Raw genomic sequence first — 15,045 nt, 5'->3', positions numbered from 1 at the left:
CCTATCGGATGGCTTGACCGCCGACCGGGCCACGAAGGACACCCGATCTCGGGGCCCTCGCCCCCTCGCTACGAGAGATCCTGATTTGATGCGCAACGCCAAATATCATCCCGACGACCATGGCTAAAACATACTGCACCTCCTGCACGACGACGACGTATTCCAGAAGAGAGTGCGCGGCTACAGTCGCCAGCCCCATGCCCAGCCCGAGCAAGAGATCGCCGCGCGGATCCCCGCGCGCCATCCAGCTATATCGAAGCGCGATCCAGATCGGGTAGAGCATCAGGATCGTGAACGCCACGAGGCCCAGATAGCCGGCCTCCGCAGCGTTGAGATAGTAGGCGTTGTGAACGATGTTGTTGAGGTTTCCTTCAAACGGAACGACGCCCGCCCGAATGGAGTAGCCGTACTTCTTACCGGCATACGCATAATGATTGGCTCCAACTCCGAATGGCTTGGCCGCGAGCATGGAAAGAGCCGTGCGATTAAACGCTGCACGCTCGTCATACTCGTCCTCCATGAGCGGGGCTGCATCGAACCTTTTCTCAAGTGAGGAAATAGCGACCGGCACCAACACCGCCGCAATCAGCACGCCGCCAAGACCCACCAACGCCTTCCGGGTGGACCAACGGCGGAGCGATGAAAGGAAGTAGGTCGCTAAAACGCCCATGACCGCGAAGCCGAGCGCGGCGCGCGACGCGATGAGCGCGGCAACAGTCAGTCCCCACATTGGAGTGAGAGCGCTCAGGATCTGACGTTGGCCGCGCAACAGAAGCGCAAAGTGCGGCATCACCACCAAGTGCATGATCAAACCCAGCGTATTCTGGTGAATGAACGTGCCCGTGGGCTGGATCAGCTTCAAGCCGAACTTCTGGTAGATCACCACGAAGAACTGGATCGCGATACCGATGGCCAAGCCTTTCAGCAATTGCATCGGGACGGCCTCGTCCGTGCAAGCCTTCGCGATGACGATCGTGAAGAAGTAAATTCTCAGGCATTGCCACAAGTAGAATACGGCTGCGAGAGGCTCGTCCGCCTGAAACACCGACAGCGATATGGCTGTCAAATAAAGCAAAAACGGAAAATGATAGCGGATGCTGTTGGTCTGGTGCCTCACCGTAAAATAAAGGGCGATGGCGATGAGATCGATCGCCGAGACTTGAAGACCCGGAACGAAGCCGAACCAGAAATCATGCCACGTGATCAGCGCAAGATCGAACAGCGGCACGACTTTGATGATGAAGGGAATGACACCGAGCAGAAGCCAGAAGTGATTACGCGCGGCCGGGTTTCCTCTCAGAAAAAGAGTGAGGGGTACGATACCGACAAGACCTATGAAAAGCGCGACGTACTTCATCGGACGCTGCATGTCCCGAGCAAGGAAATCGGCAGGCAGGCGCATTCAGGCAGCGCGAAGTCGCCATCCAGCCGCCCACGACACCACATTAGGGCGACCGTCTCTCTGGCGAAGAGGCTTCCCCGCCATGCGCGTGCAGATAAAGCCACACCCCCGCGGTCGTGCCGATCGTTTGATGCACCGTATATTCCTGCTGCATAATCAGTAATGGATGCTCGATTAAATATTCGTAGAAGGGCATGGCAAAGCGATTTGGGGAAACCCTCCGGCCCTGTGCACCCTCTTCCGTTCCGCTGATTGGCAACGGTGTCCACGGTGGCCCGAAAAGCCACTCGTGGGAGGTATCGGCCTGAGGCGCCCACCCATAGATCGTGATCCCGTCAGGCACCTGGACGCCCATCGCGAGATGATCGACGTGGAGAGGATGCTTGATGTTCCGATGGCCTAGCCCCGTCGTAAAGCTGAGGCCGACTTGATTGGCGCCGAGAATATGCGCTGATGCCACCTGCATCGTGCGCAGGATGTCTCCATCGTTGGCGATCTGGTGCGCGCGGATCAAGAGCTGGCTTTGATTGTAATCCGGAGCGAGACCTTGCCCCCAGCCGATCGGGGAAAACGGATGCTTCATGCTGGGATAAGCGAAGGAATTCTGTCCATCCACGATGAGTTTCGCCGAAGCGGTGAACAGCGCGGAAATACGGTCGCGGAGGCCGGCATTCACCGTCGAATGCGGGGCGCGATAGTACTCCCACGCTCCATCCGCCTTGTGAATGTAAGGCTCCACCTCACCGGCCCAGCCGGCTTCGAAAATTTCTCGGTACTCGTCCTCGCCGGTCAGACGAAACAGAGACCCAGCGGCTGCAACCCGATGCTCGGCGGCGATTTGCGTCAAGCTCTCCGCATGCACATCCCATGATGTTGACGCGAACTGACCACTCGCCTCCGCCAAGGATCGTGGCTCCGCATAGACAGCGTCTCGATTGCTGCTGATATTTTCGGCCGCTCGCCAGGCAGACAGCGCGCTGCTTCGATAGACCTCGGCCAACCGAGGCTTGGTTGCCCGGTCCAGAATCCCCGCAAGCTTAGCTGCAACTCCCGCATACCGATACGACGAGATCTCATCGGGCGCATAAGCGAAGACCGTCAGGTGCTCCAGATAACTGGGCGTTCCCAGCAGGGGATGCCCGGAACTCTCTATCCCGCCACGAACGCTGCCGTCGGGCAATTGCAACCGGCGAAAAAAGTCGATTGTCCAGATTGCCTCGTGAAGCACATCCGGCAGATCGTCGGCCTCCCCGTAAAGGTCGCCGTCCAACACATCGCGTAACTTCGGAATCCCGAGAGGCAACGCGCGCAACGCATCGGCAGAACTCTCGTAGACGTCGAGCAACAGATAGCTCGCGTCCAGATGATCGATGCGGCGATCCCAGTCGCCAGCATCCATGTAACCGCCCCAGTAGCTGTCGGGCGCCGCTTCGTCGGTGATCCACGGCTTCCCGCCGCCCAGATCGGCGGAAATGAAGCCGCCATGAAAATTGGAACTCCATGTCAGCGGGAGTTTCGACAACCGAACGGCAACTTGCGAACCGGGGCGGAAGGACACCGGGCGGGTGAAACCGAAACGCCCGTCGAGCGCGATGCCGCTTCTATGATTGTAGAGCCCGCCGATCGACGCTTTTCCTGCGCGGAACCAAACGTCGTCACGAACCTCGAACGCGTCGGATACGCCGAGACCCGGAATTAGGATGCGGTATGCGCCCTCCGCTTTTGGCGTCCAGCTCCCGAAATCGAGTTCGAAAACGAATGTGCCGGCACGATTGGCACTGTGAACGGGAAGCGCAACCGGAGGACCAAAGGAGTTGGGCGCTGGACTGCTGCTGGGCAGCTCACCGAGCGTAAAGGTGTCCGTTGTGACGTCACCAACGGTCACAAACCCGTTGAACTGCGCCGTAGACCCAGCGAAGCCATCCAGCCAGATCCGCTGTCCCGGGGAGAATCCGTGATTTTGCGCGCGCACCGTGAACGGCGCCGCAGCATCCATTCCGTCGATGCGGATCGCGGACTGGGACGCGCTCGGATACTCCAGCAGCGGAGCAGGAAGTCCGTTGCCCGGCTCCGGATCGGACGGAGCCGAGCGAAGTCTTATCGAAGACGAGAAATGCGCTGCACCTGTCTCATCGATGATGTGAAACGCTTTGAGGCCAAATTCTCTGAAGTCGACGGCTCCCTCAGCCGGCCCTCCAGGCAACCACAGCGAAAGGTATGCAACCTTTCCAGCGTCCGTCGCCCTATAGCCGTTCTGATTGGCACGAATGGCGATAGCACGCGTCTCTGTGCCGGCGTACTCGAACTCGCTGTCGGGCAGGGTGCCGGACGGCCAACGAATCGTATGCGATCCTTCGGACAGCGGCTGAGACAGCTTTAGATAGATGTAATGCTTCAGGCTTGCACCCGTCCGCGTATCCCCGTTGGGACCTCGGTAGATACCTGAATCATAAGGGACCGACTTGCGAAAGACGGACGTGACGTTGCCGCCCGCGATTTCCCCATAGCGAGAAGCATCGTCAACGCCTGCGCGATCCAAATACACCGCCGGAGGGGTGTCTGAAATCCGCACGTGCGCGCGGTCGGGACCGATCACCATACCCCACCGGCGTCCGACCTTGATCCAGGTGCCCTGCTCACTGCTGCTAGGGTGCGCGAGTTGCTCGATGCTCCCGGATTCGAACGGAGGATCCCTCACCTCGATCGCGATGATACTGGGCGTAGCAATCGTTATTTCATGAACGACTTGGGCGACGGCATCGGCCTTCGCACCCAGAAAAGCGATCGAGCAAACGAGCGAACCGAACGCAACGGCCACGAACCGCGATGCGGAACCTCTTCGTTGCATGCTCTGCTTGACCATTGGCTCGCCTAACCCTCGCAGGGGTTACCCTCGGTCAGTTCGAAAAGCTGCATAGGATTTCGGAATGCCGAATACGCGTTCCGTGAAAATCCTGGAATCCGGAAAAATGGTCTGAAGCTCCTTCCGCTCGACGAGCGTCGTTCCCTCGATCATTTCCGTCCAAGCGGGCAGCTCAGCCCGCCAACTCCGGATCAATCTCTGCCTCAACGACTCGGGGTAATACCACCAGAATGGCATTCCGTTATGAGCCTCGATCGGAAAATACTTCGCAGGCGTCTGGACCCAGTACTTTGGAGCGAGCCGCCGCACATGATGCGCAAAAGCAGCTCTCCGGGCCTCATCTCCAACATGCTCGATGACACTGTTGGAAAACGCGAGATCGAAGCTCTGCGTCGGCAAATCGTTGTCGCACGCATCGCCTTCGAGAAAATGAAACTTATGCTGACTGTAGCGGCGAGCCTCCGCAGCAGCCGTCTCGGAAAACTCAATGTTCAGCAGTGTGATCTCAAGGGGAACATCGATAAATTGCCAAATCATCGGAGCGCCGCCGAGGTCGATCACCCTCATGCCGGGACGAAGGTTCATCGCCGCCGTAAACGCCGCGGAACGCCGTCGTCTTGCACGTGCCTGATAGGGTCGGAGAAAGTATGCGAATGTCCGCAGCCTTACATGTTTTTTCGCCATTACGTCCGACTACATCCGATAATTTGGAAAGAACGGAATTTCACGGGACGGTCCCAGCGATCCGCTTGCAATCCTTCAGGAAAACGATTTCCGCAGGGAAATTACCGAGAAGCCACCAGGCAGGCAAGAGTGCGAGGTCAACGTGGTAATTGGATTGACGTCCGGCCGTTGCGAAGGCCGCGTGAAGGCCGTCCGCATCCCTAACGCCCGCGTCTCATGACGGTTGCGTTGACACACTCGCCCCACGACGAACTCGGCCCGCGCGAGCACCAGCCGAAGACCGTTGGACGAGCCGCCCGCCAGCCGATCCTCGGTGTCTCGCGTCATCCCAGACGAAGCTTCTCGATCATGTTCGGATCGTCAGGGGCGCACTCGATGGACCGGCCCGTTTCGAAAGGCTGGCTGGGATGAGGGGACGTCAACAAGACCCATTGAGCGAGATCGCATCCGAATTGTATCGGCCCATCGGGTAGCCCGAGATCGGCGAGCTGTTTGCGCGTCAAGGCTTCCAGGTCGGGCGAGCGGATCGAAAGGTAGATAATCGTTTGATTTTCGCCGATCAGAGTCCGGACGGCCTCAAGCGCGACCGGATGAGGTTTGACGTCCTCGAACCGAGGCTTGAAATACGGCGAACCCTGCTCCAGCAAAAAGCCGTCGATACTGACGAAGAACACGCGGTGCTTCTTCAGATAATCCCGCCACTCATGCACTGTCCCCCAATCCTGATACTTCTCGATCCTCTTGATCCGGAAAACGTGCCCGTTCATCGCGAGGTAGCTGATGATCTCCGAAATGTAGAGTTCACCTGCCGAAAGCGGCACCTGCGCTGTGAGCGCATCGTACGCCGAGAGAAAATCCGAGGTGTTGGCGAAACAATAACCCCCGACACTGAACAGATCCGAGATGACCTGCTTCTCTCGGAAGTTTACGATAGCATCCTCCTGATCGACCAGGACATAGCTTTTGTTCTGCGGATTGATCTGGCTGAATGCGCTTAAAGACGCAACGCAAACATAATTTGCGTTGGTTGGAAGACGCCCCGTCTCAAAATAATTGTCGCTGTCTTTAATCATGAACGGACCTTCCACGCCCGCGCGGCGGATCGTTTCTACGACCGTCTCCGACTGGCTTCGGGTCGGCTCGTCAAGCACGATGCAGTTCATCTCGCGCCCGAAGGCGGCGCGAAGACCCTCCCTCGCACCGAACCGCTCTTCGTGCTCTCGCAGGATGGTGAAGATGAGATCATCCGCCGGAACGCCGAGCCCCGCGACGGCCCGATAGACCATCGGCAGACCATCGCGGTCGGGCAGCATCCATTTCGGCGGCATATCAGGAAAACGCGACGATCGGCCCGCACACGGAACGATGATACGCATGACTTCACCTCGCTTGCATCGGTTCCAGCGCTGCCTGACCGCATTCCGCTACGCGTTTTGCGACAAAGGCACGATCCGCATCGGTCTTCGCATAAGGGAGTATTCGAGCGAACGTCAACCCGAGAAGTATGTAATGGCGGGACACATACTCGGGCGCGAGACGCGTAGCGACGCCGAGCATGCGTTGACGGAGCCACCACGTCACTCCGCGCGCGAGAGGACGGCCACGATGAGCGTGCCACAGCCCCTCGCATTCCTGGAAAATCTTGGACCAGTCGATCCAGTAGTGATCGAACGGCGAGGGGATCGTATCGATCAGCCACAGGCCGCCGGTTCGATCGACCAGGATGTTTTCGAACGTCAGATCGCCGTGCGCGGCAGTGGGGTGTCCGCCCGGCACCAGATCGTCCATCAACTCAACGGCCGACTGCAAAGGAGCGAGCGCAGCCGCGAATTGCGCGGATGTCCTTTCGCGAATCTGCGCCAGTTTATCGACGACGAGGCCTTTCGAAGGCGGAAGCGGATGATCTCCGACTGGAGGCGAGCTCGCAAGCCGCTCCAACAGCCTCTCAAGACGTTCGGCGAATTCGATGATGCCATCGAACGTCCCATGGGAAAGAAAATTCACGGCGTCACGGGACGGAATAAAGGGCATATCGAAGTACAGGAGCCCGTCGCACTCGCCAATGTCGAGCACGTCGGGCATCGACGCGCAACCGGCCACAAGCTTAGCCAGCTCCTGCTGCCGCAACGCCTGTTCCTTGAGCGAGGCGTTGCCCTCCCGGCGATTGGAGGCCTTGCGAACGAATGGTCTTGCCGGATCCAGAACCAGCGCGACTGTAGCGCCGGAGAAACCGGAGAGGAGAAACGTATCTCGGTATTTCCGTAGCGCAGGGTGGCGAGCACCGGCGTTCTCGGGCTCACTGAGCATTGGCCCGCCGCTCACGATCGACCGACGCCAACACCACCGCGCCAGGACGCGTCACGTCGATGACGTTCATCCCTGCCGCGGTGGCTGAGTGAACTCCTGCCTCGGTATCCTCGAACACGAGGCAGCGCGCGGCAGGCACATGTAAAGCCGTGGCCGCTTGCAGATAGGGATCGGGCGCCGGCTTTCCCTGTTCCGTGTCATCGCCGCTCACGACAACATCAAAAAGCTCGGTCCATTCCATTCTGCGAAGGATCGCATCGACACCTTCGCGATTTCCCGAGGACACAACTGCCATGCGCTTTCCGCGCCCCTGATCGCCAAGCAATTTCGACGCCGTCAGAGCTTCCGGTTTCTGCTCGGCAAGGATCCGACTGAAGAACCTCTTCTTCTCCCTATGGATCGTACGGATCATAGCCTCGTCGACTTGCCCCATCCCCGCCGCCGACGCAAAGGCCGCAATGGCGATCCTGGCAGGCGGACCGACGTGAGCGAGAAAATCCTCCTCCCGCAAGTGGTAGCCGAGCGTCTCAAAAGCCATGCTGTACGCGCGCCCGTGAAGAGGCATCGTGTTCACTAATGTCCCGTCGAGATCGAAAAGAAGCGCGTCGAACGGCTTGAGATCGATACCCAAAGGCCAAGGGCAATCTTCACGGTTTGACAGGTTTCTATGCATACGCTTTTTATCGATATCGCGGAACGAAGCTAGCTGACCGATTTATTTTAACCACCGAGCGCCGGTAAAAAAACGCTACGATAAGCCGAAGCGCGCCTCGGTTTTTGATCGTGCGCAGCACTTTACCGTAACGATACCGGAATAAGCCCTCTCGATCGTAAATTTGGTCAACGTGATGAGCGCGACGTACAACGAATCCCAATCGGGCTCGCCCCATGATCCCGTCCGCGTTGCCCTGGATTTCGAGGAAAGAGGGGAAACAGCGGAAGCTTTGGCTGTTCTAGAGCCCAGTCTCCTCGGTCCGCGACAACAGGACGATGCCTTTCAGGCAGCGTCCCGGGCCGCTTTCGCGGCGTGCTTGAACCCGTCCCTTTTGGCCGAATGGCCGGAACCGCGACGCATCGCGCTCTATAGGAACCTCGTTCTTCAGCATGCCACACCCGATGCCGCGCCGGCACTGCATGCGCGTATCGCCAGCAGCCACTCCGCCAAAACCGAAGGTGCACTTGCAAAGTCGGCTGCGGCATTGCAATCGACCCTCTCTTCCCTTTGGGAAGAAGGAGATCGCTCGCCCAGCTTTCTTCTTATGGTTCTTCTCTTGCGCCAGCATCTGAAAGGGTGGCCTTATCGAGACCAGATCTCTCTATGGCACGCGCAACTCCTACCCCATCTCACACGTCCACATTTTTCGCTACCCTACAATTGGGCATTCGATGGCGAAAACTTTCAAGACAACATCGACGATATCGACCAACTCTTGAAGTCAAGCTCAGCTCAGGAAATCGCGCGCCGATACGCGCCCTGGCAGATCATCCTGTTCCATTGGATCACGAAAGGCAGCTCGCTCGATCCCCTTCTCCCCGCAGTCATCGACGCTCTGGACGCGCGCGGCAGCGGTGAAGGCAGATCCGACGATGATATCGCTGCTATTCGCTCGCTCTCGCTGCGCGCCATCGCGCTTGGGTTTGAGACCCGCACACCGATGTTACAGGACAATGCCAAAGCGCGAGGAAGACAATGGGCGGCCTTACACACACATGAGAGCAACGGCGCGGAAGCAGAACGCGCCGCGCGCCGTCTGGCTTCGAAACATTGGCAAGCGATCAATGTTGTCCGCGCACTTAGCGGGCAAAAAATGCCCTTTCTGAAACTTGGCCATCGCCGGCCTCGCATAGCAGTGTGCGTATCCGGACAGTTGCGTGGCTACAGGCGTGCCTTTCCTTCGTGGAGTCGAACGATCCTGCAGGGAGCCGATTGCCACTTCTTCGTACACACATGGAAAATCGTCGGCCGCTCCGGCGCGGAGCCCCATCGCGCCTTTCTGCCGTTTTCCGGGCAAGAGTTCTGCGCCGCGTATCGCGAGCAGGTTCAGCGCATAGGGCTGAGCGAGGCTATGTCGCGCTACCCAAATCTATTCTTTCGACTTGGGCAAAGTGGCGAAGTCTCCAAATCCGACCTTTGTGCCTTCTACGGTACGGACGACGTCGTGATCGAGGACGATACCGCCGACTGCTTCGCCAATTGGCCCAACAGCAGAAAACTGCACTACAAGATTGCGGCGGCCCATGAGTTAGTCGGCAAACGGCAAGCCGAATTTGATCTGGTGCTCCGCATTCGTCCGGACAAGGAGCTTGGTCTCGCCGCATTCGCATGGACGGACCTCATCAGGGCGGCAACCGCCCCCGTGATCTATGCCGACATCGGATTTGGACATCAGTACACCCATCCCATAATCGGCGATCAGCTCGCTATCGGCACGCCTGAGGTGATGCGCACCTATGCGGAAACCTATCGGCTTGTGCCTGAGCTTGCCGCACTTGGCATGTTCGATTGCACGCCCGATTACCACGGACATGCCAGCCTGGCTCGAACGTGCTGGCATGCCGGTATCGATGTGAGGCGTCTTCCGGTGCGCATGGGCCGCCTGCTCGAAGCCGAGGCCATGCCAGCCGGAGAAATCGCCGGCTGCCTTGCTGAGGATGCGCGTGGGCGAATGAACACGATGGACCAGATCTTGATTGCAGCGAACCGCCGTGACCTTCAGCTCTGACGCTCCGGATGAGCCTGCCGAAGTAACTCGATATTTTGCGCCTGGCCGATCGAGCGGCAACAACTCAGATCGTGTTTCGCTGGAGAAATGACGAATGAAGATCGGTTACTTGATGAACTCCTACCCCATGACCAGCACGACCTTCATTCGCGATGAAATCCAGGCGTTAGAGGCACAGGGCGTCGAGATCGAGCGTTACGCAATTCGCCAATGGCATCAACCTCTTGTCGACGAAAATGACAAGAGCGAGCAGGGTCGCACACGCTACATTCTTACGGGACGAACGTCGGCGCTCATCTTCGACTTCATCGCCGAAGCGCTATTTAACCCGATAGGCTTGATGCGCGCGCTTGGGACTTGGCAGCGTCTGGTCCGCAACGCCGGGGGCGGCTTCGTCCGCCACTGTGCGTATCTGTTGGAGGCGGCATCTCTAAAGAGACAGACCACGCAGGACAACATCCAGCACCTCCACACGCATTTTGCCGCCAACTCCGCAGCCGTCGCATTGTTATCCGAAAGGTTCGGCGGCCCCAGCTTCAGCTTCACCGTCCACGGCCCGGACGACTTTGAGAACACCGTAAGCTTATCGCTTCGCGAAAAAATCGTTCGGGCACGCTTTGTCGCTGCCATCTCCAACTATTGCCGGGCGCAGCTGGCGAGCGCTGCCGGCATCGATGTCTGGAGCAAGCTAAAGATCGTGCGTTGCGGCGTCGACGCGGACACGTTCACACCGAGCGAGACACCGTTCGATGACAATTCCACTTTCGTGTGCGTCGGCCGCTTTTCTCGACATAAGGCTCAGGTCCTGATTGTCGAGGCGACGGCCCGGGTCGCCAGGAGGTATCCGCAGGTTCGCGTTCTTCTGATTGGCGATGGTGAAAACCGTGAAGCGATCGAAGAGGCGATCCATCGCCTCGGCATGGACAATCACGTCGTCCTTATGGGCTGGCGCAGCAACGGCGAAGTCCGCCAGACGCTCGGCCAAGCCCGTGCATTTCTATTGCCGAGCTTCGCCGAGGGGCTGCCCGTGGCGATCATGGAAGCATTTGCCATGGCCCGTCCCGTCATCTCGACGTACATCGCCGGCATACCCGAGCTGGTGGACCACACTTGTGGTTGGCTCGTTCCCGCGGGCTCAATCGAAGACATCGAACGCGCCATGATCGCCGCGCTTGAGACGCCCTCCGCCAAACTGGTCGAAATGGGACAGGAAGGGCGCCGGCGCGTCCTCGAAACGCATGACGTGCATCGCAATGCGGCCGGCTTGCGCAAGCTGTTTGCTGACGTTGCTCGCGCTTGAGAACGATGCCGCGGTCGTGACCTGAGGCCAAAAAGAAAGGCACTCGATCGTACCGACGGTTCGTCTGACGGCGATTGATCGCTATCCGAACCCCGGCTTAGTAGGCGCCTCTGCCGACGACGAGCACCGTGCGCGCGATGATCTCCAGATCCAGCCAAATCGACCAGTTCTGGATGTAGTAGAGGTCATACTCCATCCGCTGACGCACGGACTCCGTCGTTGGCGTTTCGCCCCGGAACCCGTTCACCTGCGACCAACCTGTGATCCCCGGGCGAACGCGGCGGCGCCGCGAGAAGAGATCGAGTTCGCGCTCGAAAGCGTCGTCGTGCGCAATCGCGTGCGGGCGAGGGCCAACGATCGACATGTCTCCCAACAGCACGTTTAAAAGTTGCGGCAGTTCGTCGATGCTCGTACGGCGAAGAAACCGGCCAACCCGCGTAACCCTCGGGTCGTTACGCTGAGCTTGGCGTATTGCCGGCCCGTCATCGGCGACGTGCATCGTACGGAACTTGAATATCCCGAAGATCTTGTTGTTCTGTCCGTAGCGACGTTGAACGAAAAGCACCGGACCTGGACTGTCGAGCTTGATCGCGATCGCAACCACCGCCAATAAAGGCAGGAGGACGACGATGCCCACAGTGGCTAGAACGCGGTCGAGCAACACTTTCACGAGATGAGAGCGCTCCGACGGCGGCACGACATTCACCACATCCATGCGAACGCTGCCGATCGCCCGCGATCCAGTCACCGCAACCGGGTACTCGCTCATATCCGTGCAAAGAAGCAATTCTGCGGAGAAAGAAGCCAAACTCCGAGTGGTCGCGCACAAAAGAGCATGCTCGCTGGATGGCACACAGATGATGACGCGATCGTAGGCTCCGCCCATCATCTCACGGTGCAGAGCATCTAGATTTCCGTCGAACGCCGAATAATCGTTGGCCGTTCCGACGAGGTACTTACCGCCAACCTCGCTCAGCGGGCACGAGGACGCGAGATGCGCCTCTATTTTCAGCAAGTGCTCGGCCGTGCCGACCAATGCCACGCGGTAACGGATTTGCCCGCTCCACGCTTTGCTCCTGAGCCACGCCAAACACCGAGACCGCGCATAAACGACGGTTGCGGCCGAAACCGCGAACCACGCGAAAATCCAAACGCGCGAAAAGTCTTCTGCGACTTTAAGCGTGTAGAGCAGACCGAGCGTCACGAGGAAGGAGAGCGCGAGTCCGCCCCAGACTTTTCCGAAACCGATCAGCGGTGAAACGATGACTTCGTCTCGGTAGAGATCCATCTGCTCATAGAACGGAACAAGGATCGCAGCGAGCGCGAGCCCTACCACAACGTACGGCAGCAACGGCTGGCCCGTCCCAAGGATCAGGTCGAGATAGAGAAGCTTGGTGACGAGCGCGGAGAACAGCACAGAGCATGCGTCTGAGACGACCAACGTAGCCCTGACCCGTCCCAAGGACGTGGTCACGCGTGGACGCGCAGCGACAGGCTTGGCGTTGAAGGATCCCGCAAGAACGGGGTTCAAGCCAGCCTTGGAAGTTCTTATACGCGTTACGGAAAGCATGGGGACGCACAAAACTGGAACGTTAAGAGTCGTTTAGGGGACTATGGGACAGTTTTCAACGTTTAATTTACTAATTTGAGCATTAGCCATAACTATTCGGCTTCCCGCCCCGCCCGGAACGCGCGCCCGAGGGCGCCTTCCCCAGAGAGCGGCGCCACGCATCTGCGGACCCCGGTCTCATTGACCTCACCCGCGATGAGCTGCGGAAAACGCGCCTGAAACCGGATCTTGGCGGTCATCCCGTTCGGCTGATCGGATGGTTTTACGCTCATCTGACGGCGCCAGGCGTCTGGGAATGCTGCGAGGTGCCGACATCCTGCGAACGAAAGACTTTCACGACGTCGCCGGGCTGAAGTGCCGTCGTTTCCTTGGCGTTGAACTCTGAGACAGCTCCGCCCTGACGGCGGACGATGACGAAAGTCGGCGTCGGCTCGATCTCGCCGGACTCCTGCTGCGTTGCCAGCGAAATGCCGGACCCCGCAATCAGCCGCGTCGCAGTTTCGACCCGCTCGTCAAGCTCCTCCCGTTCCACTTTGAGAACCTGCAGCTCCGACACAGCCGTGCTGCGACGCTCTTCCGTCAAAGTGTCTCGTTGTATCTTGGTCGCATTGATCTGCTGGCGGGCACGCATGATCGCCGTATGGATTTCTTTCTGCTCTCGCTCGATTTGAGCGAGCGTCCGTTCGATCGGCAAGATGCGCGGCAACGGCGCAAGTTTCCGCGCGACGAGGTCTCGCGTGTCGGTGAGTTCCTTGGCGATAGATTCGCGTTGCTTGCCCGCAGCCACCAACTGCCCCTCAAGGCTATCGATCTCACCCTCGATCAAGATGACCGTTTCACCGAGCGCATCGTATTGCTTGCGGTATTGTTGGAGACGAGCGTCGAAGAGAAGGCGCTCCTCATCGACGAACCTCATCGCTGCACGCGACAAACTTTCGGGCACCGCTGGAAACATCTCCAGGCCCTCAGCCTCTGCCTTGAGCCGCAACTCTTTTGCGCTCAGTTCATCGCGCTTGACGGCCGCAAGCCGCAAGTCGCCCCGCCCCGTAATGGCGTCCCTTTCAAATCCCCAATCGGAAGTTCGCACCGGGCGATAGATACCGCCGGCAATCGCAACCGCATTCACGATCATCATTCCCGGCCTGTAGGCATACTCCCCGGGCCGCTCGACACCGCCCAGGATGTAAAATGGGCGATATTGAGAGATATCGACGGTCGTATCCGGCGCGGCGCTAAGCTCGGCCTTGGCCTGCAGTCGATTTCCGATCTCGGCGGCCAACTCAGAAGGTAAGAGCCCTTCGGCCGGGATGTTGCCGAGCATCGGAAGGACGAGCGCGCCGTTTGCGCCGACGGGAAACTCACCCGTTAAAACCGGCCACTCGTGGACATGGATACGCACCCGGTCCAGCACGCCGAGACGATAGCTTGCGCCATCCTGCGCCCCCACGACCGGAGCGGTCCATAGGATGAGGGTCAAAACCGCGAGATGGACGCCACGCTTCATTTGCACTCGCTCCGAGCGGGGTCGTCTATGCGACTCCCCGATGCAAATGCCGGGGATGCAAATGCCAGACCAAACAGAGTCGCACGCCTAAAGAGCAAGCTAAACCGCGATCACAACAAGATAATTTTCGTGCGCGGGCCCGATTGAAAAGAAACGCGTCGTGCAGCCGAAGCGTCCCAATTCACGACATGCCGTAAGAACCGCGCGAGCGGGGCGTTGTGGACGCAGCCCATGACTCGGCGCGCCGCGCCACACGCCGGCCCGTACGCATGGCCTAACTTTTGCTGATCTATGCGGAGGTGCCGTCGCGCCGAAACGTTGCGTCCCAAATCGGGACATAGCCCGTGCAGGATCGTCCGTCTCTTGCTCCGGCACTCGACGAGCCCGGTCAATGGCTGCGGGCGGGATATGTGACCCGAAGTGCCGTCCGTACGCGGCATGCCCATGCTTGAAACGGTTCGGCCGAAGACGGGATCGGAGCGTTAAAGTGGATCGGGCTGCTAGACCATGATCGCTTCGGACCCTATCAGTCCGAAGCGTGAATCATCGGTCTAACTCAAGGGACCATGATCGCTTCAGGCCCTATCAGCCTGAAGCGTCCATCATCGGTCTCGTCAAAGATAGAGAGCGTCCGATCCGATTCCATCGGATCGGAAAACGCACTAGGAGACATCGCCGCGATGCAGGACGAG

General features: G+C 59.0%; 10 protein-coding genes. 2 read left to right on the top strand and 8 right to left on the bottom strand.

The genetic code is table 11. From position 1 onward, the window contains the following. Position 1 precedes the first annotated feature (1 nt). The 6 genes from W911_RS04355 to W911_RS17180 form a co-directional block, all read right to left on the bottom strand. The gene (locus tag W911_RS04355) at positions 2-1,402 is read right to left on the bottom strand and encodes an O-antigen ligase family protein (RefSeq protein WP_023786302.1); all 1,401 of its coding nucleotides are present in this window, start codon (positions 1,400-1,402) and stop codon (positions 2-4) included. A gap of 43 nt (positions 1,403-1,445) precedes the next feature. Then, the gene (locus W911_RS04350; RefSeq protein ID WP_023786301.1) at positions 1,446-4,265 is read right to left on the bottom strand and encodes a glycoside hydrolase family 9 protein; all 2,820 of its coding nucleotides are present in this window, start codon (positions 4,263-4,265) and stop codon (positions 1,446-1,448) included. A gap of 24 nt (positions 4,266-4,289) precedes the next feature. Beyond that, positions 4,290-4,832: a class I SAM-dependent methyltransferase gene (locus W911_RS04345; protein ID WP_041317408.1), complete on the bottom strand. Its 543-nt coding sequence runs from the start codon at positions 4,830-4,832 to the stop codon at positions 4,290-4,292. Positions 4,833-5,272: 440 nt separating this feature from the next. Further along, positions 5,273-6,325, bottom strand: a complete 1,053-nt coding sequence (locus W911_RS04340; protein ID WP_023786299.1) for a glycosyltransferase family protein — start codon at positions 6,323-6,325, stop codon at positions 5,273-5,275. Positions 6,326-6,329: 4 nt separating this feature from the next. Next, positions 6,330-7,256, bottom strand: coding sequence for a phosphotransferase (locus tag W911_RS04335; protein ID WP_023786298.1), 927 nt, complete (start codon positions 7,254-7,256; stop codon positions 6,330-6,332). Continuing rightward, the gene (locus tag W911_RS17180; RefSeq protein WP_023786297.1) at positions 7,246-7,887 is read right to left on the bottom strand and encodes an HAD family hydrolase; all 642 of its coding nucleotides are present in this window, start codon (positions 7,885-7,887) and stop codon (positions 7,246-7,248) included. The genes W911_RS04335 and W911_RS17180 overlap by 11 nt, the downstream gene beginning before the upstream one ends. 205 nt (positions 7,888-8,092) lie before the next feature. Here W911_RS17180 and W911_RS04325 point away from each other — a divergent pair, with 205 nt between their 5' ends. Beyond that, a complete protein-coding gene (locus W911_RS04325; protein WP_023786296.1) occupies positions 8,093-9,979 on the top strand; it encodes a hypothetical protein in 1,887 nt (628 codons plus the stop codon). 94 nt (positions 9,980-10,073) lie between these two features. Next, complete coding sequence (locus W911_RS04320; protein WP_023786295.1) at positions 10,074-11,279, top strand: glycosyltransferase; 1,206 nt, start codon at positions 10,074-10,076, stop codon at positions 11,277-11,279. Positions 11,280-11,376: 97 nt separating this feature from the next. Here the strand turns inward: W911_RS04320 and W911_RS04315 are convergent, their stop codons facing one another. Both W911_RS04315 and W911_RS04310 read right to left on the bottom strand, forming a co-directional pair. Next, on the bottom strand, positions 11,377-12,753 hold the full coding sequence (locus W911_RS04315; RefSeq protein ID WP_051388677.1) for an exopolysaccharide biosynthesis polyprenyl glycosylphosphotransferase: 1,377 nt from the start codon (positions 12,751-12,753) through the stop codon (positions 11,377-11,379). A gap of 364 nt (positions 12,754-13,117) precedes the next feature. Beyond that, the gene (locus W911_RS04310; RefSeq protein ID WP_023786292.1) at positions 13,118-14,353 is read right to left on the bottom strand and encodes a polysaccharide biosynthesis/export family protein; all 1,236 of its coding nucleotides are present in this window, start codon (positions 14,351-14,353) and stop codon (positions 13,118-13,120) included. Positions 14,354-15,045: the final 692 nt, after the last annotated feature.

The organism is Hyphomicrobium nitrativorans NL23 (assembly GCF_000503895.1).
Taxonomy (GTDB): domain Bacteria; phylum Pseudomonadota; class Alphaproteobacteria; order Rhizobiales; family Hyphomicrobiaceae; genus Hyphomicrobium_C; species Hyphomicrobium_C nitrativorans.
This window is presented reverse-complemented; position numbering and strand designations above follow the sequence as displayed.

Coding starts and splice junctions, on each gene's coding strand:
- W911_RS04320 (WP_023786295.1), top strand. CDS start 10,074: ATGAAGATCGGTTACTTGATGAACTCCTACCCCATGACCAGCACGACC.
- W911_RS04340 (WP_023786299.1), bottom strand. CDS start 6,325: ATGCGTATCATCGTTCCGTGTGCGGGCCGATCGTCGCGTTTTCCTGAT.
- W911_RS04350 (WP_023786301.1), bottom strand. CDS start 4,265: ATGGTCAAGCAGAGCATGCAACGAAGAGGTTCCGCATCGCGGTTCGTG.
- W911_RS04310 (WP_023786292.1), bottom strand. CDS start 14,353: ATGAAGCGTGGCGTCCATCTCGCGGTTTTGACCCTCATCCTATGGACC.
- W911_RS04355 (WP_023786302.1), bottom strand. CDS start 1,402: ATGCGCCTGCCTGCCGATTTCCTTGCTCGGGACATGCAGCGTCCGATG.
- W911_RS04335 (WP_023786298.1), bottom strand. CDS start 7,256: ATGCTCAGTGAGCCCGAGAACGCCGGTGCTCGCCACCCTGCGCTACGG.
- W911_RS04345 (WP_041317408.1), bottom strand. CDS start 4,832: ATGAGGGTGATCGACCTCGGCGGCGCTCCGATGATTTGGCAATTTATC.